The 25,260-nt window shown below is 64.8% G+C and carries 19 protein-coding genes and 1 riboswitch; of the genes, 11 read left to right on the plus strand and 8 right to left on the minus strand.

The genetic code is table 11. The features are described 5' to 3' along the window. The first annotated feature begins 144 nt into the window (after positions 1 to 144). The 3 genes from AC1PPL_RS04590 (at position 145) to AC1PPL_RS04600 (ending at position 2,953) form a co-directional block, all read left to right on the plus strand. A complete protein-coding gene (locus AC1PPL_RS04590; protein WP_015913914.1) occupies positions 145 to 666 on the plus strand; it encodes a GNAT family N-acetyltransferase in 522 nt (173 codons plus the stop codon). A gap of 8 nt (positions 667 to 674) precedes the next feature. Further along, complete coding sequence (locus AC1PPL_RS04595; protein ID WP_479972744.1) at positions 675 to 1,847, plus strand: methyltransferase; 1,173 nt, start codon at positions 675 to 677, stop codon at positions 1,845 to 1,847. 95 nt (positions 1,848 to 1,942) lie between these two features. Further along, positions 1,943 to 2,953, plus strand: a complete 1,011-nt coding sequence (locus AC1PPL_RS04600; RefSeq protein ID WP_479972745.1) for a tRNA dihydrouridine synthase — start codon at positions 1,943 to 1,945, stop codon at positions 2,951 to 2,953. Here AC1PPL_RS04600 and AC1PPL_RS04605 read toward each other — a convergent pair. The 8 genes from AC1PPL_RS04605 to AC1PPL_RS04640 all read right to left on the minus strand — a co-directional run bounded on the left by AC1PPL_RS04605 (position 2,913) and on the right by AC1PPL_RS04640 (position 12,882). Next, positions 2,913 to 4,583, minus strand: coding sequence for a phospholipase D-like domain-containing protein (locus AC1PPL_RS04605; RefSeq protein ID WP_479972746.1), 1,671 nt, complete (start codon positions 4,581 to 4,583; stop codon positions 2,913 to 2,915). The two genes, AC1PPL_RS04600 and AC1PPL_RS04605, sit on opposite strands and share 41 nt — an antisense overlap. A gap of 181 nt (positions 4,584 to 4,764) precedes the next feature. Continuing rightward, a complete protein-coding gene (ribD, locus tag AC1PPL_RS04610) occupies positions 4,765 to 5,877 on the minus strand; it encodes a bifunctional diaminohydroxyphosphoribosylaminopyrimidine deaminase/5-amino-6-(5-phosphoribosylamino)uracil reductase RibD (protein ID WP_479972747.1) in 1,113 nt (370 codons plus the stop codon). 31 nt (positions 5,878 to 5,908) lie between these two features. Beyond that, a complete protein-coding gene (locus tag AC1PPL_RS04615; protein ID WP_479972748.1) occupies positions 5,909 to 6,349 on the minus strand; it encodes a type IV pilin protein in 441 nt (146 codons plus the stop codon). Positions 6,350 to 6,359: 10 nt separating this feature from the next. Then, the gene (locus tag AC1PPL_RS04620) at positions 6,360 to 9,866 is read right to left on the minus strand and encodes a pilus assembly protein (RefSeq protein ID WP_479972749.1); all 3,507 of its coding nucleotides are present in this window, start codon (positions 9,864 to 9,866) and stop codon (positions 6,360 to 6,362) included. 92 nt (positions 9,867 to 9,958) lie between these two features. Next, the gene (locus AC1PPL_RS04625) at positions 9,959 to 10,720 is read right to left on the minus strand and encodes a pilus assembly PilX family protein (RefSeq protein ID WP_409450914.1); all 762 of its coding nucleotides are present in this window, start codon (positions 10,718 to 10,720) and stop codon (positions 9,959 to 9,961) included. 12 nt (positions 10,721 to 10,732) lie between these two features. Further along, a complete protein-coding gene (locus AC1PPL_RS04630) occupies positions 10,733 to 11,650 on the minus strand; it encodes a PilW family protein (RefSeq protein WP_123675938.1) in 918 nt (305 codons plus the stop codon). Between the two features lie 3 nt (positions 11,651 to 11,653). Continuing rightward, entirely contained in the window at positions 11,654 to 12,298 is a 645-nt protein-coding gene (gene pilV, locus AC1PPL_RS04635; RefSeq protein WP_479972750.1) for a type IV pilus modification protein PilV, read from the minus strand. Positions 12,299 to 12,303: 5 nt separating this feature from the next. Beyond that, positions 12,304 to 12,882 (minus strand): GspH/FimT family pseudopilin, encoded by a 579-nt coding sequence (locus AC1PPL_RS04640; protein WP_479972751.1) that lies wholly within the window; start codon positions 12,880 to 12,882, stop codon positions 12,304 to 12,306. A gap of 178 nt (positions 12,883 to 13,060) precedes the next feature. Between AC1PPL_RS04640 and cbiB the strand changes: the two genes are divergently transcribed. The 8 genes from cbiB (at position 13,061) to AC1PPL_RS04680 (ending at position 25,202) form a co-directional block, all read left to right on the plus strand. Further along, positions 13,061 to 14,038: an adenosylcobinamide-phosphate synthase CbiB gene (cbiB, locus tag AC1PPL_RS04645; protein ID WP_479972752.1), complete on the plus strand. Its 978-nt coding sequence runs from the start codon at positions 13,061 to 13,063 to the stop codon at positions 14,036 to 14,038. Further along, entirely contained in the window at positions 14,031 to 15,035 is a 1,005-nt protein-coding gene (locus AC1PPL_RS04650) for an aminotransferase class I/II-fold pyridoxal phosphate-dependent enzyme (RefSeq protein WP_479972753.1), read from the plus strand. The genes cbiB and AC1PPL_RS04650 overlap by 8 nt, the downstream gene beginning before the upstream one ends. Further along, the gene (locus tag AC1PPL_RS04655; RefSeq protein ID WP_479972754.1) at positions 15,032 to 16,513 is read left to right on the plus strand and encodes a cobyric acid synthase; all 1,482 of its coding nucleotides are present in this window, start codon (positions 15,032 to 15,034) and stop codon (positions 16,511 to 16,513) included. The genes AC1PPL_RS04650 and AC1PPL_RS04655 overlap by 4 nt, the downstream gene beginning before the upstream one ends. Before the next feature lie 19 nt (positions 16,514 to 16,532). Then, positions 16,533 to 16,724: riboswitch (cobalamin riboswitch) on the plus strand. A 45-nt stretch (positions 16,725 to 16,769) separates the two neighbouring features. Next, positions 16,770 to 17,531 carry a 5,6-dimethylbenzimidazole synthase gene (gene bluB / locus AC1PPL_RS04660; protein WP_479972755.1) on the plus strand — a complete coding sequence of 254 codons (762 nt, stop codon included), beginning with the start codon at positions 16,770 to 16,772 and terminating at the stop codon, positions 17,529 to 17,531. A 105-nt stretch (positions 17,532 to 17,636) separates the two neighbouring features. Next, on the plus strand, positions 17,637 to 18,695 hold the full coding sequence (gene cobT / locus AC1PPL_RS04665) for a nicotinate-nucleotide--dimethylbenzimidazole phosphoribosyltransferase (protein ID WP_287924371.1): 1,059 nt from the start codon (positions 17,637 to 17,639) through the stop codon (positions 18,693 to 18,695). A 278-nt stretch (positions 18,696 to 18,973) separates the two neighbouring features. Continuing rightward, the gene (gene wecB, locus AC1PPL_RS04670; RefSeq protein ID WP_479972756.1) at positions 18,974 to 20,140 is read left to right on the plus strand and encodes a non-hydrolyzing UDP-N-acetylglucosamine 2-epimerase; all 1,167 of its coding nucleotides are present in this window, start codon (positions 18,974 to 18,976) and stop codon (positions 20,138 to 20,140) included. Positions 20,141 to 20,152: 12 nt separating this feature from the next. Beyond that, on the plus strand, positions 20,153 to 22,378 hold the full coding sequence (gene nfrB / locus AC1PPL_RS04675; RefSeq protein ID WP_479972757.1) for a cyclic di-3',5'-guanylate-activated glycosyltransferase NfrB: 2,226 nt from the start codon (positions 20,153 to 20,155) through the stop codon (positions 22,376 to 22,378). A 13-nt stretch (positions 22,379 to 22,391) separates the two neighbouring features. After that, entirely contained in the window at positions 22,392 to 25,202 is a 2,811-nt protein-coding gene (locus tag AC1PPL_RS04680; RefSeq protein ID WP_479972758.1) for an NfrA family protein, read from the plus strand. The last annotated feature ends 58 nt before the right edge of the window (positions 25,203 to 25,260 follow it).

Below are 25,260 nucleotides of genomic sequence, written 5' to 3' on the forward strand. Positions count from 1 at the left end.
CGTGGCATGCGCGCTATGCCACAGATGGCCGCGTTTGCGTGCAATGGCGGGGTTGGCAAGGTGGAAACTGCGGGGCATGAGAGGCGAAGCGGCATTTGCGCGAAAATGCTGGGTTTTTCGCTTTTCACCTGCTTTCGTTTTCCCATGTCCAGTATCCAGGTTCGTCCCGCCACCCTTCGCGATGCCAAAGCCATTGCCCAGGTTCATACCTCCGCCGCGTTGGAAGCTTACCGAGGGCTGCTGCCTGACGATCAGTTGAAGTCCATGTCGTCCGTCGAGAAGCGCCAAGCCTACTGGCGCGAGGCGATCGAGTATTGCGAGCCCCAGGTCCAAGTGGCCGTGGACGGCGACAAGATCGTCGGTTTCGTCGGCTTCGACCGCTCGCGTGATGAAAAGACGCGCAACACCACCGGTGAAATCTGGGCCATCTACGCGGCCCCCTCGCATTGGAACAAGGGGGTCGGAGTGGCCCTGTGGGACGCCGCGCGCGACGGCCTGCACGAAGAGGGTTGCACCACCGTGACGGCATGGGTGCCGCTGCGCAATGAGCGTGCCCTGCGCTTTCATGAACTTGCCGGCTTCAAGCGCGAGATGACGACCGCCAAGACCGCCGTGGTCGGTGGCGTGAAGATCGAGGAAGTGCGCCTCAAGCGCCCGATCAACTGAGCCCCGCCATGATCCACTGGAGCGAACACGGCGAGGACCGCAGCGCGCCGTGGCGCTCCGAAAGCGGCGCCAGCGCGCCGCGCCGGGTGGTGTTGGCTGACGACACGCTGGCTGCCGATGCGGCCTATCGCCTGGTATGCGAAGGCACGGGCCTGCTGTGGCGCGGCGACTTTCAGAACGCGCGCCATCTGCTGGACGCGCTCAAGCGCCGTATCGAACGTCCGCGCAAGAGCGGCAAAGGCGGTCGGAACAGCGCCGTGCCCGCGGCGGAGTTCCCGCACGCCTTTCATTTGCATCGCCAGGCGCAGGCACAGCGCGCCCGCCTGCTGGGGCTGCTGCTGATCGAGCTGCAGCCCGACTGGAGCATCGCCTTGCGCCGCGCGCCCGACTGGCGCGCGGCCTGCGCCGAGGCCTGGGGCCCGGCGCTGCAGGAGCCCACCGTTGTCTCGCTGCGCGAGTTGCTGGGCGCCGTGGGGGCACACGAATGGCGCTGCAAGGGCGTGGATGTGCCCGCTCTGGGTGCACGCATTTACCCGCATTACGGCGTGTTTTCGCCCGTGCGGGGCGAGTATGTGGACCTGGTCGCCCAGGCCCCGCTGCTGGCGGGCGCGGATGCGCTCGCTTTCGAGATCGGCACCGGCACCGGCGTGCTGGCCGCCGTGCTGGCACGGCGTGGCGTGGCCCGCGTGGTGGCGACCGAGTTGGACCCGCGTGCCCTGGCATGCGCGCGGGACAACCTGACGCGGCTGGGCCTGGAGGACCGCGTGCAGCTGCTGCAGACCGATCTGTTCCCGCCCGCGACCACCTTCGGGCGGGCGCCACTCATCGTCTGCAACCCGCCCTGGCTGCCGGCCAAGGCCAGCGCGCCCATCGAGCGCGCGGTGTATGACGAAGACAGTCGCATGCTGCGTGGTTTTCTGACGGGGCTGCCTGCGCACCTGGCGCCGCACGGCGAGGGATGGCTCATCCTGTCGGACCTGGCGGAGCATTTGCGCCTGCGCACCCGCGATGCACTGCTGGGCTGGATTGGCACCGCGGGGTTGCGGGTGCTGGGCCGCCACGACATCCGCCCGCGCCACACCAAGGCCAACGCCGGTGGCGATGCACTGGCCGGCGCGCGCGCGGCCGAGGTCACGTCGCTGTGGCGCCTGGGTTTGGCGAGCCCGACGCAACAGTCCTGAATCGCATGCGCTCGGGCGGTATGGCGCTCCTGTTTTTATAGCTTACAGCGCTTGAACAGTAAGCGCTAGAGGCTTGTTTGACCCATAAACTGCTGATGAGCACGCCCGCACCACTGCTGCTCGCCCCCATGGAAGGGCTGCTCGACTTCGTGCTGCGCGACGTGCTCACACGGGTGGGCGGGGTGGACCGCTGTGTGTCCGAGTTCATCCGCGTCACCGGCAGCCTGCTGCCGGACAAGGTGTTCCTGCGTTACATACCCGAGCTGAACCACGGCGGCCGCACGCTGACAGGGGTGCCCGTGCGGGCGCAGCTGCTGGGATCGGACCCGGTCAGCATGGCTGAGAACGCGGCCCGGCTGGCAGAGCTGGGTCCGGAAGGCATTGACCTGAATTTCGGTTGCCCCGCCAAGACGGTGAACCGCCATGGGGGTGGCGCGGCGCTGTTGCGCGAGCCTGAGCGCATCGCGGCGGTGGTGGAGGCGGTGCGCCGCGCCGTGCCCGCGCATGTACCGGTGTCCGCCAAGATGCGCCTGGGCTACGACGATGCAGGCCTGGCGCGTGAATGCGCGCAGGCCATGGCACGCGGCGGCGCCTGCGAGCTGGTGGTGCATGCGCGCACGAAGGCCGATGGCTACCGCCCGCCCGCGTACTGGGAGCAGATCCCCGCGATTCGGGAGGCGGTGGGCATTCCGGTGGTGGCCAACGGCGAGATCTGGACCGTGCAGGACGCACTGCGGTGCCGCAGCGTGTCGGGCTGCGACGCTCTTATGCTGGGCCGCGGCATCGTGGCAGACCCGGGCCTGGCACTGTCTATCCGCGCTCACGACCGCGGTGCGCCTGCACTGGGCCTGCCCTGGGAAGACCTGCTGCCGCACATGGCGCGCTTCTGGCATCTGGTGTGCGAAGACCTGGAGCCGCGCCAGCGCGCCGGCCGGCTCAAGCAGTGGCTGAACCTGCTGCGCCGCCGTTACCCGCAGGCGCAGGCCGCGTTCGACGAGGTGCGCGTGATGACCGACCAGCAGGCCATTACCGCCTGGGTGGCGCGTGTCTGCGCTGGGGCATCTGTCACAGCAGGTGGTCGGGCGCCAGCGGCCCCAGCAGCTTGAGCAACAGCCGCAAGGCCAGGCTGCTGTCGGGGTCGGTGTGCGCATCCTCCAAGCCGCTGCCCTGCGGCGCGCGCCAGACCAGGTCACCGTCGGCGCTGCGTTGCAGGTGCCACGCCCCCTCGCGCATGGCGGTGTCGATCTGCTGCGCTGCTTCGGCGGCCAGGGCGCGGCTGCGAATCAGCAGGGCGATCTCGGTGTTGTGCAGCTGGGAGCGCAGATCCAGGTTCATGGAGCCGACCACCACCATGCGGCCGTCCACGACCATGACCTTCGAATGCAGCATGGAGCGCGAAGCCCCCGCCGCGCTGGCGCCCGAACTGCCAAAGGCCGAGCGCAGGCCGGCCTGCTCGCTGCGCAGTTCGTACAGCTCCACACCCATGGCCAACAGGTCTTCGCGGTGGCGGGCATAGCCCACGTGGGCAATGGGCGCGTCATTGGACGCTAGCGAATTGGTGAGCAACCGCACACGCACGCCGCGCTGGCGCGCACGTGCAAAGGCGCGCTTCATGTCGTCGCCTGGAACGAAGTAGGGTGAGATGATGAGCAGCTCGCGCCGTGTACGGTCCATGAGGGTGAGCAGCCCGTCCACCACCGTGTCCCCGCTGGACACGGGCGCTGCGGGCGCCGGCGGTGCCTGGGGCGTGTCGCTGGCTTCCGGATGGGCGCCCGGCGTTGTGCCCACGCGTATCGCGGCGGACGGTGGCGGTTCGTCACCCTCCAGCGGAATCTTGGTCGGCTCGTCCACCAGCATGGCGGCGGGCGCCCATATGAAATCGACGGTGCGCAGGTCCATGGGCTGCGTGTCCCATTGGGGCGATGAGGCGCGGGGGCGGTCTGCAGGGGCGGTGGAGCCGGGCGAGCCGGCTTCCGCGCCTGCCTTCTCGCCACTGCTGCGCACCTGCGCACGCAAACGGTCCAGCTCTTCTCGGCTGACGAGCGACTGCACGGGATAGGCGCGCGGGTTGTTCCAGTAGCTGTCAAAACTGCGCGACATGTCGGCCACGATGGGGCCGACGGCCAGCACGTCCAGGTCAACAAAATTCTCGGCCTCTGCCTTGCCGAAGTACGCGTCGCCCAGATTGCGCCCTCCGGTCACGCCCATCATGTTGTCGGCCAGGAACAGCTTGTTGTGCATGCGCTGCTGCACACGCGAAAAATCGCTGACCGCGCCCCACATCCGGCCCAGGAACGATGCGCGGGGGCCCGCCACCGGGTTGAACATGCGCATTTCGATGTTCGGCTCGAACGCCATGCGCATGACCAGTGCGTTGCGCCCCGTGCTGTGGAAGTCGTCGAGCAGGATGCGCACGCGTACGCCGCGCCGCGCTGCGTTCACCACGCTGCGCAGCAGGTGCGCGGAACTGGCATCGGCATGGATGGCGTAGTACTGCAGGTCCAACGTCTTCTGTGCCGATTGCACCAGCGCGAGCCGGCTGCCATAGGCCTCCTGCGGGCCGCTCAAGAGGGAGAATCCTGACGCATGGCGGGCGCCTGCCTTCTGGCGCAGCTGTTGCACCATGGTGGCTAACTCCGTAGGCTCGTCCGCCGTGTCCAACGCCGTGGACACGGGCCGGTCCACATCCTTGGGCAACCCGCCGCAACCGCCGAAGGCCAGGACCAGCAAAGCCATGATCGGCCAGCGCGACCAGGTGCGATGGCGAAGGTGGCGGAGCAGGTCTATGAAGGACATCGAACGCAATAAAGTGAGGTGACGACAGGGGTATAGCGCGAAACTCGGCAGCGCGACTGTCGGACAACGGCATGCAAGCACGCGGGCGTGTGGCGCATCGCCTGGACCGCGCAGGGGGGAGTCAGAAGTCTGCGCGGCCCGCGATGCGGGCCACCACCCGTAGATCGGGCCCCACCTGCTGCACGGTTTGGAATTGCATCGGAATCCCGTCGGCCAGCGTCTGCAACGGCCCCCAGTTGGACAGGCCCTGGGCTCCTTGGCCCAGCATGAGCGGGGCCAGATAGAGCAGCAACTCATCCACGAGCCCTTCCCGCAGGAAGGAGCCGTTGAGCTTGTGACCGGCCTCCAGGTGCAATTCATTCACGCCTTCGCGGGCCAGGTCGCGCAACAGGGCGGGCAGATCCACCTTGCCCTGGTCATTGGGCAGTTCGATGACCGTGGCGCCGCGTGCCCGCAGCGCCGTGGCGCCAGCGACATCTGGCCGGGCGGTGTAGATCAATACACGCCGGTCGGCAACGTCGAACAGTCGGGCATTCGCAGGTGTCTGCAGCAGGCTGTCGACAATCACCAGATGCGGCTGGCGTGGGGTGGCGATCTCCCGCACATCCAGGCGCGGGTCATCCGCCAACACGGTGCCGATGCCTGTCAACACGGCGCAGGCGCGGGCACGCCAGGCATGCCCGTCGGCACGGGCCGCCGGGGATGTGATCCATTGGCTGGTGCCATTGGCCAATGCGGTCACGCCATCGAGCGAGGCCGCGGCCTTCATGCGCACCCAGGGGATGCCGCGCACCATGCGGCTGAAGAAGCCGATATTCAGTTCGCGTGATTGCGTACCGCCGGGGCCCACCTCCACCTGCACTCCCGCAGCCCTCAGCCGCGCGAACCCTTGACTCGCAACCAGCGGATTGGGGTCGGCGATGGATGCCACTACGTGTGCAATGCCGGCCTGAATGAGCGCATCGCAACAGGGACCGGTGCGCCCCTGGTGTGCGCACGGCTCCAGCGTGACGTATGCGGTGGCGCCGCGCACGTCGCATCCCCGCGCGGCTGCGTCACGCAAGGCCATCACCTCGGCATGGGGTGCCCCTGCGCGCTGGGTAAAGCCCTGGCCCAGCATGTTGCCGTTAACGTCGGTGATGACGCATCCCACGCGGGGGTTGGGATTGGAAAGAAAAAGCGCCTGAGCGGCGAGCCCAAGCGCCTGGTTCATGGAGGGGGAAATCTCATTCATGGCGCCGCGATGGTAGCGCCCTGGGCTGAATTTATTTGCCCCAGCAGTCGGGGTTGTAGCCGCTCTCTCCAGACTTCTTACCGGCGGCTCCCCGCACGCCGGTATTGCTGAGGGTATAGGTACCGCATTTGTCCCCTGTCTGTGCGCCCTTTGGCGTGGCAGTGAGAGTGAACGCAGCGGTTGTATTACCTGCTTGAAAAGCAATGTCGTAGCGTTTAGTGGTATCGCCATTCCAAGTAAGCGCCGCAGGCAGTGCCGTGGGATAGAGGCCGTTAGCAGTGGCGGCACGCTCCAACCACTGCTGTGCCTGCAACAGCCCCGCGCGTGCATCTGCCCGGTGACCACGGCGCACATACTCGGAATAGCTAGGGTAGGCAATGGCCGAGAGAATGCCCACGATGGCTACCACGATCATCAACTCGATCAATGTGAAGCCGCGATGCTTCTGGTGCGCAACATTGTGATGAATCATCGCAACCTCGTCATTTCACCTGACGCCAGCTCGGACGCAGTGTTTGCTCGGGCATCAAGGCCAGGGCTTCCTTGTTGTTCTTGGTATCAATGTCATTCATCTTGTTGCCCTGCTTGATGAGGATGTGGGAACCTTTACTGACGACTGAATACGAAACGCCGCCATCGTCACTGTTATACAAACCGTCTTTGTTCGCATCTACCAACTGAACCGATGGGGCTTTGCCGTCCATGATGTTGATGAGCAGACGCGCTTGGCGCTCTTCGTCCACCGACGTGGACTCGCAGCTTTCCGTGGTGGACTCCACCAGCGCTCCCTTGGCAGGCACCTGTGGCCAAGCCACCATGATGTTGCTGCCGTCATAAATCTCCATCGGTTTGAGCAAACGTTGGCCAACCGAAGGAAAGTCTACATACCAGCCGTTGAAGTTGGACCAAGTGTCTTTGGTTAGTTCGTCAACTTCGACGATGACTCCATTGTCGCCATTGATGTCGATCTTGCGCTGTGCAAGTTTTGCATTGGTCACGCCAGATCCCAGCGGGGTCGGAACAGGTACGCAGTCGTCCGCAGGAACGGGGGCACAAGTGCCGCCGCCTGGGTGCACTTGTAGGCGCTTGCCCATGGTAGTGCTGACAACCTTGTACCGCGTGTTGTCCAGGACTGAATACAGCGTCTGCACCTTCACGTCATTCTGGTCATCCTTGGTGACATTGCGACCGGTGCCGAAGGACACCATCACACCACCAACGCGCACTGTCTTCGCGCTGCTACCGGAGCCAACGGTCATTGTGCGGTCGTTGGCGCGCACGGTTGGAGCGATGGTGATGGATTGCGCGTTGGGCCGGCTCGTCCCGTTGAGTGCTGTAGGCCCTGCGGCCGTGAACAACGGCTGGCCGCCGAAGGCTACGTTCCAGTTGGCCTCATTCTGACTGGTCAGGTCAAATTTCCACATGTTGCCCAGGTTGTCGCCTGCATAGGCTACATCTGGCATCCCGTCGCCATTGAAATCCATCAAGCGCGGGGCAGACAGACCGTTGTCTGCCGCGTTCCCGGTACCGGCTTGGTCATTGGTGGTAGCCAAGCGTTTCAGTTCTTTGTTGCCGTCTAGGTACTGGATCAGCAGCACTGGGCGTTGATTGGTACTGTTGTAGCCGTTACCTAGCACTGCGGCCCAGCGACCGTTGTTTAAACGGGTGATCTGTGCAGTGCGCGCAGGATTGTTCTCGTCCAGCACGGGTTGTGCAGTGATGTGGCCGATGTCCTTGTCTTCTTCAACGGCGGTTTCGCAGGCCGTTTTTTGGGTTCCGGTCAAGGTTGTGCAGTCGGTTGCGGTCTCGCTGGAGCCGCGAGTGCGATCCAATTGCACTAACTGGCTGGCATTGGCATTGATGAAGCCGGCGGTGGTCGACGGATCAGTCACGTCCAACACAAAGTAGCCTTTGCCGCCCAGGCCTAGCGACCCGACCAACACTGTGCGCCAATTTGGTGTATCTGTTGAGCCAGTATCCACGTCGCCAGTCATGGGCGACCCATCCACGAAATACGCGTGTTTGTTGTTGTAGTCCTGGCTGGCCAAATCCTTCAACTTCCCAACGATGCCGCGAGGTACGTAGGCAATGCGTTCCTTTCCGTCGGCGGCAGAGAATCCATGCAACATGCCGTCATTGCCGCCCACATAGATCACAGGATCCCGATCCTTTTGTGCCTTGGTGTAGGCAGAGTATCCCTTCAGTGGGTAATTGCTGGCCGGTGCTCCGGTGTACCAGACTACGGAATTGATAATGTCTCCCTGGCGGCTCTTGCGTTCGCGCAATTTGGTTGAGCCTTCCTGGGTGCGATCACCCCGCACGTAGTTCAACAGGTGCTGTCCGCTGGTGGTTACGGGGCTGGTGGTATTTAGGCCTAGAGCGGCTTTTTGCGCTGTGCTCAGATAGGTCTGATCACTCGCCCACTGAAACAACACGCCGCCCTTCGGAGCGTTGTTAGCGGCGATCCATTGATCACTCCAACTCAGGATAAAGCGTGTGGAAAGGTCTGCGATGGCATCCAGCCGATCGGCTGTATTTTTCCCCTCCCATCCTGCGGCTGAAATGATGGAACCATCGGTTTTCACTGTCTCCGCAGTCACGAAGCCTTTCCAGGCATTCGTGGGTTCATAAGCGCCGATGAACTTGCCTACGTTGCTGCGAGTGTTGTTGGAACCGCTGGTTGCCGTGGATGTCAGGTCTGGCGCTGTTTCAGTACTGATCTGACCGAAGATTTCACGGAAGGCCTTTTCCAAATCTTCGCCTTTTTCTACCGCGTAAAAGCGGCCGCGGCCGTTCAAAGCGGCGTGCCACAGGTCCAGTGCCCGTACGGCCTCGCCGCCGCCGTTCATGTCGGGCCACGTCTTGGTGCCATTCGCCAGGTTGGGGAAACTGCCATCGTAGCCAAACGGCACCATGCTGGTGGGCGGTGAGATGTTGAACTTGGCGTCGCTGTAATTCTGCTTCCACGTATAGGCCATCGCGCTGAAACCGATGGTGTAAGTGACCATGTGTGGCCAAGTGGCAGGGTTGTATTTTGGGTTCCAGTAGCGTTCCAGCGTGGCGGACGTGCCGCTACTGTTTGTAAAGGTTTCTGTCGCGGGTGCTTTGCGGTATTCCGCTGTGGGCTGCATGGTGCCAGTCATGCCCGTGGTGTGGGGTGGCACTGCCCAACTGTTGAAAGCCCAGTCGGCCAGGGTGTTGGTGTAGGAGTCGCGATACAAGGCAGTCTTGGATCTAGCTGCAGCAGTAGAACCACCAAATACCGTTCCATCAGGCAGGGTTAAGCTGTTGGCGTTGTCGGTTTGGCCTGGTGTGGAAGGGGTGTTGTTCCACCGGCCGTCCGTCATGATGATGTGGTAGCTGCGGCGGCAAGCCAGATAAGGGGCTCCCGTAGTGCCAGGCTTGGATGCCCAAGGGCTGTTTTCGCTCAACGGCTGTCGCATGTAGGCGTCGGCTTGGCTGAACATCTTGTGCGATGGCGTGCCGTTGTTTGCCACCAGGCCATTAACGAAGCTCACAAAGTTGGCGCGGTGCGTGGCTTCCAACGGCCGCATGGAGTTGGTATTCATGCTGGCGCTATTCACGCTGCTCGCTCCAGAAGCCTTACCGTTGTTCCACATCGCTTGCCATGCAAGGCGGATTTTCCCGTCCGGCAGCAGCGTGGTGTCGCGGAAGACGCCGCCCGCGCCGTTGTTACCGATCAGTGCGTACTTCAGCACGTTGATGCGCTTTGCGTTGACGGGCCATGACCCATCGGCATTCGGTACCGAAGTATTGGATACGTTGCTGCTGCTTTCGCTGTCCAGACGGTAGCCCATACTACCCGAGTCATCCACTGAAATGATGACGTTAGGCGTGACATAAGGCTCTTTAGTACCAGGTGGCGCGGTTGCAAGGTCCAAAGCCCATGCGCCATGCGGCGCCAGCGCGGCGCTGGCGGCCAGCGCTAGCAAGGTCTTGCGGAAATGGGGCGTAGTTTTGCGAATCATGGGTGCCCTCCTGTTGGATGACATTTGAAGTTGAATACTGCGTTAGGCACTTGCGGAACAAATGCGTGATGCTCATTCGTTAATAACGAAAATTAATCCTTGAGCTTTTGCTGTGCGTATGACTGTTGCAATACCACTTGAGTGCTGGACTTGAGACCTTGGGCCACGGCTGTAATACGGTAGATGACACTAGGTGTCAGGTTCAATGGCAGCAGATTGTTGGCTGTGCCTACGATCACTCCAGAATTTTTGCTGCTTTCGTCATAGGGCAATACTTCAATCCAGTACCAACCTCCCCTTCCGGAGGAGGAGCGATCTGCCAAAATGGGATTAATAGGTTTGTCACTTGAACTCTCCCACTGCGCGCCCGTGAACTGCCCGTAGCGCGCACCGGCGGTTGTACCGTCCGCCCGGGCCGTCGTCATTTGCCCGAACGTGATGCCTTTGGTACTGTCCTTGTTATTCCAAAAATCCTGGCTGCCGGTGCGCTTGGCGCACAAACCATTACGGCATTGGCCGAGGTGGGCCTCCAGGCTGCTTAGTAGCGGACCAATGTCCTTCGCCTCCAGCGGAATTTTTTCTGCCGTGGCCGTGCGGCACACGTTTCCAGCGCCGACACACATGCTCCCGTTCGGGTTTTCACCGCGGATGTCCAGTTCGGCGTCTTGCAGCAAGGCTTGCGCGGCTTCGAAGGCACGCTGGTAGTCGGCATCGTTACTCACTACCATCTCATTAAAGAGCGAGGTGCGCGATGCCCACAGGGCCAGTAGCATCGAGAGCATGATGAACACAATGACCGTGAAGAGCGCAACTCCGTCTTGGAAGCGACGCACGGTGTATGGCACGTGTGGCATGGTGATGAAAAGTTAAAGCGCGGAGCCGACCAGCCCTTGGCTGCGCAATTGAAAAACGTTACGGAACGGGATGTGCATGCGCCGCGCGCGCGCTCCGGTCAGAGAAGTCATGTTGACCTGCGTAGAACCGTCGCAGTCCGTGTAGCTACTGCCTGGGGGCATGTCGATGGCCTCGTTGCCGTAGAGTACTAGGCAAACCTCCACGGCTTGTATTCGAGACCAGTCGGGTTGGCCATTGCCGTCGGCGTCTGGGATGTTGTCCGCCGTGAAATAGCGGATTTGTGGGTTGCCCGGCGTGGATGTGTTGTCCTGTAGCAGGTAGCGCACCTGGAAATTGGCAACGTTTTGCACGAGGGGTTGGGCCGTCGCACCGTTGCCTCTGCAGCGCAGTTCACTGCCATTCAAGGAGAAGGTGCTTTCGATTCGTTGATGAGTGGTATTGGTATCGGCCGGCCCGCCCAGACAATTGCGTCCGGTGTACTGGGCCGTGCCGCCAGGAAACAGGGGCTCCATATAGCGGCTGTAGCCCGCGGTGAGTGCTACCGGGCTGGCAGTTCCGCCAAGTGCGTTGGTAGCCGGATCGAATGTGTCCAAACCTCCACCAGGGGTGCCGATCGTGGCCACAAACCCCACCGGAACAAGAGCCAGGCTGCCTGCAGCCTCGGTAGTGGCGCCGCTGGGATTCAGATCCAGAAATAACGAACCCGACTGGCGTAATTGCTGCCCAATGATGCGCATGGCATAAGAGGCTTGTTGCTGTATGCCGCTGGCGTCGCTGACAGTGCCTGTCACACCACGCGAGACCATCAGCGCGCCGAGGGCCACTGCCACTACTAACAGGCCGATCGAAAGGCCGACCATCAGTTCGATTAGCGTGACACCACGCTGTTTCAATGGACCGGCCGCTGAAAGGATAGTTTGGGTACGCATGTGTCAGGCCCCCGGGCAGAAATACTGCGTGAAGCCTCCACCCAGATAGGGTGCGCAGCGCGCAGAAACGGGGATGTATTGCAGGTGGCAGGTAAAACCATCGGGACAAGTATTTGTGCCGCCTCCCGTGGCATCGGCAAACGATCCGTCGCTCTGCTTGATCTTGCTGGCGTTGATCTCGTCTTTGTAGGCGTCTTCGGTGCTGCGTTCGTTCTCGCGCCAGGCGATGATCACGCCAAGCTGGCGCTGATTACCCGCCGCGGGCTCGGCGGCAGCCGTGAAGATGCTGGCACGGCCCAGGGGAAGGGTGTTGGCGACGGCCTGCTTCCATACGCGCAGGTCGTAGTTCGCCAGTTGATCGCGGGTGCATGCGGCGCTTGCGCAGTCGCCAGTGGTGGGTAGATCGGTATAACCGGAGGTGTAGTCGCCCACGTTGCCTAGAGCATTGGGGTGTACCTTCAAGCGCTCGCTCAGATCTTCAATCAAGCGTATAGCCTGCGCCCGTCGTACTGTCGTTTGCGTATCGCTCAAAGTACGCAATTGCACGCCAAGGATGCCCAGGATGCCCAGGGCAGCAATGACAATAGCGACCAGGGACTCGATCAGTGTGATCCCGCGCTGGCGTTGGGTTGGAAAAGGTGTTTTCATGGGTGTTACCCGGTGCAAGGGATATCCTCGGGGGGGATGATTCGGACTCGCCCGCCCGAGCTCATGCAGACGCCTCGTGCGGCGGAGTTGGAAAGGCTCTTGCCCAGTGGAACCAGACTGAACCCAAGCCAGGTGCCATCCACCAAGCCCCAGCGGTTGAGTTGAATGCGCTCGCCACCGCTGCTTCGCGTGACCTCTAGCCTGGCAGGTGTTTCAAAGCTCTGAAGCACTTCAGGGTCAGCGCAGGTGCCGCTGGCGTTGATACTGCTGCAGGACAAAACTTGCCAGCCGCAGTTCCAGTCGTTCACATTAGCTGTCGTGCAACTCGTGCTGTTGGGCAACTTCTGTATGACGACATTGCCCCCCCGCTTGATAGCTTCGGATCGCGCGTAATACAGTGTGGATTCCAGGCCGTTGGCTGCCTGCCGCACGCGCCATCCTTCAATGATCGGAGTGAAACTAGGCGTAGCAAGCGCTGCAAGGACGGCCATGATGGTCACCACCACCATCAGCTCGATGACGGTGAAACCGCGTTCGGCAGTCTGAGGCCAGTGCTGTCTGGAAGGTGCGTGCGGGAGTTGCATGCCGGCATGCTAGGCAGAATTCATTGCATGTGTTTGGAACGAAGGATGAGCGGGGGGTTAGTGCCGACAGACGGCGCATTGAAACGTGTGGTCAGCAGATCCGGTGTCCGACAAAGCATGAGTTAGCGCGAACCGCGCGGCTTCCGTGTATCGCTTGTATTCACGTTAGGCTCGCCCCATGCCGCTCTGGACTCTGGATCCTTTCCTCCTGGCTTGCGCCCTGCTGCTGGCGCTGGCCATCGACGGCCGCTGGGGCGAGCCCCCCGCTGCCTTTCACCCCGTCGTGTGGATGGGGCGGGTGCTGGGGTGGGCAGGGATGCGCATCGCGCCGCTGCAGGCCACAGGCCGGGATATGCGGTCTTTTTGCGCTGCAACGCTTGTCTGGTGTGCGCTAGCAGCTATCGTTTTAATAGTATCCGGCGCTTTGCAGTGGGTCGCCATCGCGTTGCTTCCCGTCTGGGGTGCAGCGCTCGTAGTGGGATTGCTGCTGAAACCTATGCTGGCCTGGCGCATGCTGCGCGGGGAAGTGCTGGCGGTGGAAGATGCGCTGGCGCAGTCGCTAGATGCGGGGCGCGAGCGACTGTCCTGGCTGGTCAGCCGTGATGTGCAAGGGCTCGATGCGGCGGCCGTGCGCGAGAGCGCCATTGAATCCCTGGCCGAAAACCTCAGCGACTCCGTGATTGCGCCGCTGTTTTGGTTCGTGCTGCTGGGCCTGCCCGGTGCGGCGCTTTACCGCTTTGCCAATACGGCCGACGCGATGTGGGGATACCCCGGCATGCGCGGTGGGCGCTACTGGAAATGGGCGGGCAAGTGGACGGCGCGTGCGGACGATGTGCTGTCCTGGCTGCCCGCGCGCATCACGGCGGTGCTGTTGTGGGGTGTGTCGCGTGGCAAAGGCGCCCGCTGGACTGATCTGCGCGCGCAGTCGCGTCTCACGCCGTCGCCCAACGGCGGGTGGCCCATGGGGGCGATGGCGCTGGCGTTGGGGGTGCGCCTGTCCAAACCTGGTGTGTACGTGTTGAACGCCCCCGGGCGTGCGCCCCAGGCCGCGGACACGCAGCGTGCGGTGCATTTGGCATCAAAAACACTGCTAGCGCTTGTGGTGCTTGCGGTAACAGCTCTGTTATTGATAGCTATAGTGCACACCCATGTCTGACCATGCGCCACAGCACGGCGGCCCGGATGCGCTGGGCGTGCCGCTGCATGACTTCTCCACCAACGCCAACGCCTGCGGTCCTTGTCCGCAGGCCATCGTGGCGCTCCGGCAGAGTGACTTCACCCACTACCCCGACCCGGCCTACACCGCGCTGCGCGCGCAGATTGCCACGTTCCACGGCGTGGCGGTGCAGCGCGTGGTGCTCGCCGCCAGCGCCAGCGAGTTCATTCATCGCGTCACCGCGCACGCGGCACGCAGCGGCGTGCGCCAGGTCGCTGTGCCCGCGCATGGCTACGGCGACTACACCCGCGCGGCCCAGGTGTGGGAGCTGGACTGCCGCCACACACCTTCTTCTGAGCCGGCGCTGCACTGGGCGTGCGAGCCCGCCAGCCCGTTGGGAACGACCGATGCTGCACTGACGGCGTGGTGCGCCCCGGCCCCTGTCGGCGTGTTGCGCGTACTGGACTGTGCCTATGCACCCCTGCGCCTGGAGGGAGCCGCCGCCGTAGCGCCTGATGCCGCCTGGCAGATGTGGACGCCCAACAAGGCGCTGGGCCTGACCGGCGTACGCGCGGCCTATGCCATTGCGCCGAGTGCCGCGGTCGCCGATGGCAGTGTCGCCGCTGTGCAGGCGCTGGCGGCCTCCTGGCCGGTTGGTGCCGACGGTGTTGCCCTGTTGGCGGCTTGGGTCCGGCCGGATACGCAGGCATGGCTAGCGCAATCGCTGGCGCCCCTGCGCGAATGGAAGGCCGCGCAACTGGCGCTGTGCGCGGCCCTGGGCTGGGCCGTTGCGCCGGGCAGTCTCGCCAACTTCTTCACGGCATGTCCGCCGGTGCAGGATGTAGGGACCTTCCTGCAATGGCTGCGCGCGCGCGGCGTCAAGCTGCGCGACTGCACCTCGTTTGGCCTGCCCGGGCATGTGCGCCTGGGCGTGTTGCCACCGCAGTCGCAGCGGGCGCTGGAGGTATCGTGGCGCCTCTACAAGGAATCGCAATGAACAAGACCCGACCCGGGCCGGCGCGCTGCGTCATGGTGCTGGGCACCACCAGCGGCGCGGGCAAGAGCTGGCTGGCCACCGCGCTGTGCCGCTACTACAGCAACCAGGGCCTGAAGGTGGCGCCTTTCAAGGCGCAGAACATGAGCAACAACGCGCGCGTGGTGGCTGCACCGGGCGACCAGTTCGGCGAGATTGGCAGTGCCCAGTATTTCCAGGCGCTGGCAGCGCGGGCCGTGCCCGACGTGCGCATGAACCCGCTGCTGCTCAAGCCCGAAGCCGACACGAAGAGCCAGGTGGTGCTGCTGGGACAGGTGAGCGATGAGCTTTCGCAACTGCCATGGCGCGGCCGTAGCCAGCGTGTGTGGCCGCAGATCGCGGCGGCGCTGGACGCACTGCGGGCAGAGAACGACGTGGTGGTCATCGAAGGCGCGGGCTCGCCGGCCGAGATCAATCTGCACGCCAGCGACGTGGTCAACATGCGCGTGGCGCGCCATGCTGAGGCGCGCTGCCTGCTGGTGACGGATATCGACCGCGGCGGCGCCTTTGCCCACCTGTTTGGCACATGGGCGTTGCTGCCCGAGGAAGAACGCGCGCTCATCGCAGGCTTCGTACTCAACAAGTTCCGGGGCGACGAGGCACTGCTGGCGCCCGCGCCGCAAATGCTGAAGGACAAGACCGGAGTGCCCGTCGTCGCCACCATTCCGATGCAGTGGAACCACGGCCTGCCCGAGGAGGACGGCGTGTTCGACATGCGCTCCACCGCCGCGGGTGCCGTGCATACGCGCATCGCCGTGGTGGCGTATCCGCGCATCAGCAATCTGGACGAATTCCAGCCGCTCAAAAATGTGCCGGGTGTGCGTCTGTCCTGGGCGCGCAGCCCCGCGGATGTGGAGGGCGCCGACTGGATCGTCCTGCCCGGCAGCAAGGCCACGGCGGCTGACCTGGCCTGGCTGCGCGCACAGGGGTTGGACGCGGCGATTGCTGCGCATGCGGCACGCGGTGGCCGTGTGCTGGGAGTCTGCGGTGGGCTACAGATGCTCGGCGAGGCGTTGATCGACACCGTGGGGGTAGACGGCAATGGCCCCGGCCTGGGCCTGCTGCCGTTGGTGACGAGCTTCGAGGCCACCAAGACCGTGCGGCCCACGCGCCAGTGCTTCGGCGCCGTACAAGGTGCCTGGCGGCATCTCGCCGGCGTGGCTGTGCAAGGCTACGAAATCCACCACGGCCAGACTGCTCAGCACCCGGCCATGGCAGCCAGCGGCGATGTGGCGCGCGAACTCATTCCCGGGTTGGCGTGGCAGAACCCCGGGGGCAATGTGCTGGGCCTGTACCTGCATGGCCTGTTCGAGGACGCAGCCGTGCTGCGGGCACTGTTCGGTGCCGATGCTCCGACGCTGGATGCGGTGTTTGAGGGGTTGGCCGCCGGCATCGCACGGCACTTCGAGCCTGGGGTGTTGGATGCCCTCGCTGTGCAGTAAAGGACGATAACTGCGGTTGTTATCATCCCCGTCCTCAGGTGCCCGCTGTCGCAAGGCAAAGGGAGAATCGGGAAGGCGGTTGGAGTCCGCCGCGTGCCCAACGCTGTAAGGAAGATGACCCCCGCTCAATGCCACTGGCCGCCAAGGCCGGGAAGGCGCGGCGGGTCAGATGAATCCAAGCCAGAAGACCGGCCTGAACGTTCATCGCGCTGCAAGGCCAGGCAGCGTGCGACCTATTCACGCACAGGGGACTGCCATGAATACCGCGCAGGCGCAAGCCACGCTAAGCGTTCACGCCTTTACGCAAGAGGCCCGCGACGCCATTTACCACACCATTTTTTCACGCCGTGATGTGCGCGGGCAGTTTCTGCCCACCCCGGTACCGGACGAGGTGCTCAGCCGCATCCTGACCGCGGCGCACTATGCACCTTCCGTAGGCTTCATGCAGCCATGGAACTTCCTCGTGGTCCGTTCGCAGAACACCAAGCGCCGGGTGCATGATGCCTTCGCCAAGGCCCATGCCGAAGCGGCCGGTATGTTCGAGGGCGACAAGCGCGCGGTATACCAGCGTCTCAAGCTCGAGGGCATTCTGGAGTCGCCCATCGGCATCTGCATCACGTGCGACCGCGAGCGCACCGGTCCGGTGGTGGTTGGGCGTACCCACATGAAAACCATGGACCTGTACAGCAGCGTCTGTGCCGTGCAAAACCTGTGGCTCGCCGCGCGCGCCGAGGGGCTTGGGGTGGGATGGGTGAGCATCTTTCACCAGGCCGACCTGCAGCAGGCGCTGGGTATTCCCAAAGGCATCACCCCCATCGCCTACCTGTGTGTCGGCTACGTCAGCCACTTCCACGCCAAGCCCGAACTGGAAACCGCTGGCTGGCTTCCGCGCCTGCCCGTGGAAGACCTGGTGTACTTCGAGCAATGGGGGCAGCGCGACGACCAGCAGCCGCTCATCGCGCATCTGCGGTGCGACCAAGCTGCGGCGCAGTGCAGTCGCCAGACCGCACCGGCATAAGCCAGCCACAACGCATGGGGCCCGCCCCGCAATACGGCCACCTCTTGATGTGCGCCCCGTGAGTCGGGGCCGCGCTGGACCTTTTTTTGACAATCGAAACACGCCATGATCATTGACCTGCCTTTCGTTGCTGACCTCACCGATCTGCCGCTGACGCAGGCCCTGCAGCACAAGCTGGACAACAAGACCAAACCACTGGGTGCGTTGGGGCGCCTGGAGCAACTCGCCCTCCGTCTGGGCCAGATCCAAGGTACCGAATCACCGATGCTGCAGGCGCCGCAGATGCTGGTGTGCGCGGGCGACCATGGCCTGGCGGCCAAGGGCGTATCGGCCTATCCGAGCGACGTGACCTGGCAGATGGTCGAGAACTTTCTGGCAGGCGGCGCAGCCGTAAGCGTGCTGGCGCGCCAGCACGGCCTTCAGCTCACCGTGGCCGACTGTGGCGTGGCGCGCGAAGTACCCGCACGCGACGCCGTCCCCGGTGCGCCCCGTCTGGTGCACTGCCGTGTGGCGGCGGGCACGCAGGACGCGAGCGTCGGCCCTGCGATGACCGAGGCGCAGTGCGCCCAGGCGCTGCGCAACGGCATGGATATCGTGCGCGCCATGCCCGGCAACGCGCTGCTGCTGGGCGAGATGGGCATCGGCAACACGTCCGTGGCGTCGCTGTTGTTGGCGCGTCTGGCAGGCGTGCCGCTGGCCGAGTGCACGGGTGCCGGTACGGGACTGGATGCGGCAGGCATCGCGCGCAAGCAGGCCGTGCTGGAGCAGGCGCTGGCGGCCAACGCCGGTGCTACGCAGCCCTTGGAGGCCCTGGCCGCCCTGGGTGGTTTTGAAGTCGCCACGCTCACCGGCGCCGTGCTGCAGGCCGCCGCCGAGCGTCGTGTGATCGTGGTCGACGGCTTCATCACCTGCGCGGCTGTGCTGGTGGCCGTGCGCCTGGCGCCTGCCGTGCTGCAGCGCTGTGTGTTTGCCCATCGCTCCGGCGAACGGGGCCATGGCCACATGCTGCAGGCTTTGCAGGCGCAGCCGCTGCTGGACCTGGGGCTGCGCTTGGGAGAAGGCTCAGGTGCCGCTCTGGCTTGGCCGTTGCTGGAGTCGGCATGCCGCGTGCTGCGCGAGATGGCGAGTTTTCAAGCGGCCGGGGTGGACGGAGCGATGCGCTAAGTGTCTTGCCGGCACTTGCCATCTTCAGGATGGGCGCATGAGGAATTCGAAGGGGCTGTGCAACCAGAAGCCGTCCTATCACGCACCGGGTAAATAGTTAAATACTATCGATCGAATTTGCCAATTGATGAAAAAGTAGTAAGAATCTTCTCTACCAAGTGACCTATTGAAACCCTGGTAAGGGTGCGTGAAAATCACGGCGCGTGATGCCAGCGGCTACGCGGCAGTGGCCCCCGGGGGCTGCTGATCGATAGGTTGAAGGGGAAGAGAGGCACCTTATGACTTGCATCGATGAACAGCCCGCTCCCGTCCTGATCATTTCCGGCACGCGCCCCGAGATCATCAAGCTGGCACCGGTATATCACGCCCTGCGAGGCGCGCAAAGTGTTCGCCCCGTGTGGCTGCACACCGGCCAGCACAGCGACATGGCCGTGCAGATGCTGGACTGCTTCGATATCCGGCCCGACCATGTGCTCGAGCGCCAGGGAAGCACGCTCCTGGATTTCAGCCTCGGGTGCCGCCGCCAACTGGAAGGCGTGATGGGGCAGCAGTCCTGGAGCGCCGTCATCGTGCAGGGCGACACCGAAAGCGCGTTCCAGGGAGCGCTGGCGGGTTTCTCCCATGGCCTGCCGGTGTTGCATGTCGAGGCTGGGCTGCGCACCTACAACCTGCGCCGCCCGTTCCCCGAGGAAGGACTGCGGCAGATGATCAGCCGCATCAGCCGCCTGCACTTCGCGCCCACTTTGCGTGCAGCGCAGGCGCTGGAGCGTGAGGGGATCGCCTCGCGCGACATCCTGGTGACCGGCAATACGGTGGTGGACGCGCAATTGTGGGTGTGCGAGCGCCATCACATCCGCCGTCGTGTGCAAGGTCGCGGCCATATCCTCGTCACCATGCACCGGCGCGAGAACTGGGGGCCTGACATCGACAACGTGTGTGCGGCCATTGCCGACATCGCCCGCGAGTTCCCGTGGATGACCGTGCTGTTCCCGGTGCACCTCAATCCCGTGGTACGCGACCCCGTGCACCGGCACCTGGGTGCGCTGCCCAATGTGCGCCTGACGGCGCCGCTGGACTACCTGGCCATGCAGCAGGCGATCGCCGATGCCTGGCTGCTGCTCACGGACTCGGGTGGTCTGCAGGAAGAGGCGCCGACCTTCAAGGTGCCGCTGCTGGTACTGCGTGAAGAAACCGAGCGGCCGGAGGTCATCGATGCGGGCTGCGCCGCGCTGGTTGGGGCCGACCGCCAGTTGATCGTGCGCTCCGTGCGCCATCTGATGGACGACGGAGAGGCTTACCGCCGCATGCAGGCCGCAGCCAACCCCTTTGGGGATGGCCATGCGTCCCAGCGCATCGTGGCACGGCTGGAGCAGATGCTGGCGCCCGCGCCCGCGCCCGCGCCCGCACATGCGGCTGCGCCCGCGGTTGCGGCCCTGAGTGTCTAGAGGAGCCGCACCATGTCCTGGATAGATGTTTTTACCGCCTATCTCTACCTGCTCAAGATGGTGGCGATCGGGGTGGCTGTCGTCATCTTCATCAGCAGCCTGGATGACCTGTTCATCGATATCGCCTACTGGGTCCGCCGCGTCTGGCGCGCCTTCACGGTGTACGCACGCCACGCGCCGCTGAACTACAAGACGCTCTACGACGCCGAGGAGAAGCCGCTGGCCATCATGGTGCCCGCCTGGCAGGAGCACGGCGTGATTGGCCAGATGGCGCAACTGGCCGCCACCACGCTGGACTACGAGAACTACCACATCTTCATCGGCACTTATCCCAACGACCCGCAAACGCATGCCGACGTGGAGCAGGTGCGTGCACGCTTTCCCAACGTGCACACGGTGGTCTGCGCGCGTCCCGGACCGACCAGCAAGGCCGATTGCCTGAACAATGTGGTGGACGCCATCCTGCAGTTCGAAAAGCGTTCTGGCGTGCGCTTTGCCGGCTTCATCCTGCACGATGCCGAGGACGTGCTCTCCAAGCTGGAACTGCGGCTGTTCAACTACCTGGTCAACCGCAAGGACCTCATCCAGCTGCCCGTGTACCCGCTGGAGCGGCCCTGGAACGATTTCACCGGCGGGCACTACCTTGACGAGTTTGCGGAGCTGCACGGCAAGGACATCGTGGTGCGCGAGGCCTTGGTCGGCCAGGTGCCAAGCGCGGGCGTGGGGACGTGCTTCAGCCGTCGCGCCATCATGGCCCTGCTGCAACAGGGCGACGGCATTGCCTTTGACACGCAGAGCCTGACCGAGGACTACGACATCGGCTTTCGCCTCAAGCAGCTGGGCATGCAGGAGGTGTTCGTGCGCTTTCCCGTCGAGGAGGACGATCACATTGGTCGCACGCCCTCGCCGGAGCGCGTGCCCCTGCGCAGCGAACGCGAGGCCAGCGTCATCTCCGTGCGCGAATTCTTCCCTGACACCGTGGCCGCCGCCGTCCGGCAGAAGTCCCGCTGGATCACGGGCATCGTCATCCAGGGTTTTCGTACGCTGCGCTGGACGCACAGTGCCGTGCTGAACTACTTCCTCTGGCGCGACCGCAAGGGAATCATCACCAATTTCGCCAGCTTCACGGCCACGCTGCTGGCCATGCAGCTGATCGGCATCTGGCTCTACCAGCGCCTGGTGCCGGATGCCTACCGGTTCCTCTCGGTCTTCGAGGGCGACTGGTGGTTCCATGCGCTGCTCTTGGCCAACTTGGTGCTCATGTTCAACCGCATCGTGCAGCGCGTGTTTTTCGTCACCAGCTACTACGGCGTGGTGCAGGGATTGCTGTCGGTGCCCCGGCTGCTGTGGGGCAACTTCATCAACTTCCTTGCCGCCTGGCGGGCGCTGGCCCAGGCATGGCGCGCCAAGGACCTGCGGCGCATGGCGTGGGTCAAGACGGACCACGAGTTTCCCCTCTTGGGCGAAGGGCCGCGTCAGCATCGCGCACTGGGGCAGATTCTGGTCCACCAAGGCGCCCTGACCGAGGCGCAACTGCTTGATGCGCTGGAGCATCCCATGCGCGGGCTGCGTCTGGGCGCAGCGCTTGTGCACCGTGACGTCATCACGCCCCAGCAGTTGGCTGCGGCGGTTGCCGAGCAGGCCGGCGTGCCATGGGAAACCCTGGGAGGGCAGGCCGTGGACAGCGACCTGGCGGCACTGGTGCCTGCGGCCGTGGCGCTGCGCTATAGCGTCGTGCCGCTGCGCGAGCAGGGACGGGTCCTGGTGGTGGCCAGCGAGGCGGCGATCGACCCGGTGTCGCTGGCCGCCATCGAGCGCAAGCTGGGACGTACCGTGCGCTACGTCATCGTGCCCAAGGGCGAGGTCACCGTGGAACTGCGGCGCCTGTATGCACACCACGGCACAGAATCCGCACGCGACCTGCTGGCGCAGGCCGTGCAGCAGCAGCGCGTTACCGCCGAAGAGGCGCGGGGCATCTGGGCCCGCTATCTCTCGCGCCAGTTGCTGCTGGGCGACGTGCTTCTGGCCGTGGGCAAGATTGACCAGGCGGTGCTGGGTGCCCTGCTGCTGCAAAAGGAGAAGTCCGATGCCAGCCTGGGCGCCTTCCTCGTGGAGCATGGCGTTCTGACGGAGTCGGCCGTGCAGGAGGCGCTGCAGCTGCAGCAGCAGCTGCAGGTCACCATGGAGCAACTGCTGTGCCGCGCCAATGCGCAGCCCACCGTCCGGGCCATTGCTTGAGAAGGCCGTCATCATGAATTTCGCCCCCCGCATTCTTGCCCTCGCCGTCATGCTGGCCTCCACGGGCGCCCCGGCGCAGACCCTGGACCTGGGCCCCGACATCAGTCCGCTGAAGCGGTTCCAGGTCTATCCCCACATCGACAAGGCCTTCGATGCGATGGCCCGCGGCGACGGCACGCGCGCGATTGCCGAGCTGGAACATGCCCACCGGCTCGCTCCAGAGAACACCGCGATTGCGCTGCACCTGGCCCAGGCGTACCAGCGCTTTGGCCAGCCCGCGCGTGCCGCGGCGTTGCTGCGGGCCCAGCGGTCACGCCATCCGGGCGATGCGCGCATTGCCCAGGCACTGCGTGAATTGCAGCCCCCACCCGCACCCGTGCAGGAAAGCGCCACGGTCGTCGCGCAGCCCGAGGCAGCACCCGCCGCACCAGTGCTCGCCGCTGCGCCTTCCGCGACTGCGCCTGAACCCGCGTCGGAACACGGCACGCCTGCGGCTCCGGCCGTTGCGGCGCCGCCCGATCAGCTTGCCAAGCCTGCGCCTGCGGTGCGTGCGCAACGGCGCATGGCGCAGGTGCCACGGCCTCGGCGGGCCGACGGCGCCCCGGGTTATGCCGCTGCCAGCCGTGCCTACGAAGCGGTGGAGCGTGCAGAGTTGCCCGCCGCTCTGGCGTGGGCGCGCGAGGCCGCGCAGGCCGCCCCTGCCAATGCCGACTACCAGCGCCTGCTGACCTACCTGCTCATCGAGAACGGGTTGTACGAGGAGGCGCAGGCCAAGGCACGGGAGGCGGAATTGACTTTCGCCCCGCAAGGCGATACGCAATGGCAGGCGTTGGGCGACACCGCGCGGCAGCGCCACGCCTATGCGCAGTTCGAAGCCGCATCGCAAGCGCAGCGGCAGGGCCGCGCCAGCGATGCCCTTGCCCATGCGCAGGCGGCAGCGGAACAGGCCCCGGGTGTGCCGGCGTATCGCCTGCAGTGGGTAGGCCTGCTGTTGGCCGCGGGCCGCCATGCACAGGCGCAGCAGGTGGCCGAGCAGGGCCTGGCCCAGGGCGATGGCGCGGCACTGCAAGTCCTGCGCGGCGCGGCGTTGCAGGCGCAGGGGCATACGGACGATGCGGCGCGGGTTTTCGACGGTGTGATCGGCAGGCCGGATCTTGCGCCGCACGAGCAGCAGAACTACCGGGTGATCGCCGCCGATGCGGCGCTCGCGGCGCGCCAGCCCGAACGCGCTAAAGCCCTGCTGCAGCCGCTGGCGCAAGGCGGCGCCGTGGATGTGTCGGGGCGAGAGGCTGAGATACGTGCCGCCACGCGCCGGCCGATCTCGGCCGCATCCCTGCAGACGTTCTCCCTGCGCTTGCCGGTTGTCAATTGCTTTGGCAGCGCCCAGGCGCCCGGCTGCGAAGTGTGGCCCGGGCAGGACGCGCCGGACCCTGCGCGTGCCGTGGCGCAGGAGGCGTTCCGCGCCTATACCGAGCGCGACTATGGACTGGCCGCGGCCAAGGCCGAGGAAGCCGCGCGGTTGCAGCCTGCGCATTTGCCGTACCGCCTGTTGCGGCTGCAGGCCTTGGTGGCCGCGGGCCAGGTGGAGCAGGCTCTGCGCGAGGCTGACGACACCCTGCAGTCGCGCGCCGACGGGGCGGAGGTGCTGGCCCTGCGCAGCCGGGTGTACCACGACCTGGGGCGGCGCGAGCAGGCCTCTGCCGATGCGCGCGCGGCCTTGCAGGCAGGAGGCCTGTCCCTGTCGAGTGAAATCAACCTGCTGCTGCAGGAAGGCCAGCGCGACGAGGCCGTGCAGCAGTTCGCACACGCGATGGCGGGGCCGGATTTTGTGGGCAGCGCAGACCCCGATCTGGCCTACCTCGCTGCCCGGGTGGGCAACGACCGCACCGCGCTGGCCGTGTTCGACCGCGCGCACGCCAACGACGCGCTGCCGGCCGCCGCGTTACCCGACGGCGCCTACACCGCGAGCCGCCTGGCCGAGAACGACCGCGCCATCTACTACCTGCAGCAGACCATCGATGCGGTGGAAGCCGGACGGCTGGAGCAGACGCCCCGCCAGCAGTTCGCCACCCGGCGCGAGCTGGCGGACCGCACCCGCACCTGGGGCATCAATGCGTTGCTGGGTTACCGGGGCATGTCTCCCGGCTCCATCTCGCCCGTGCCCGGGCTGTACCGGGATGCCGCCCAACTGGTGGGTGAGGCCTATTGGCGCCCGCAGGGCTATCGCGACGGCAGCTTCTGGGAAATCTATGGCGGCGTGGTGCAGACGGTCTACAGCCGCCACGGCGGCACGAGCGGCAGCGACACCACGCAAGGCGCGCTGGGCGTGCGCGCCAAGCCTTTGCGCGACCACAACCTCGTGTTGTCCGCCGAGCGGCGCATCCGCATCGGCTCGTTGTCCTTCAGCGACTGGCTGCTGCGCGCCGGTTATTCCTACGGCGTGGGCACCGACCTGCGCGTGGACGTTCCGGACTGGTTCACGTTCAACGTCTATGCCGAGGCGGGGCGGTTCCTGCAGCGCAAGCAGGACTATGTGACCTTCGAGGCGCAGGCCGGGCGCAGCTTCCGCATGGGGGATGCGGACTCGCGCCTGGTGCTGTTCCCGCACGCAGTGGTGGGTGTGGACTACAACTCCGCACGCACGGCCGCGGGCTACAACGGCGCTGCGGGCGCGGGCGTGGGCATTGCGCTGCGCCGCTGGTTCCGCGAGGACCGCTACAACGCGCCGCGTTCGTACCTGGACCTGTCGCTGCAGTACCGCGCGCGCCTTGCGGGCGACGAGCGGGGCAAGGGCGTGTTCCTGCGCGCTGCGCTGGTCTTCTGACGGCAGCGATCGATAGTTTTTATTTTGCTTCAATAAATATAGCTAGGAGCGCTTTATC

The organism is Diaphorobacter sp. B2A2W2 (genome assembly GCF_056730635.1).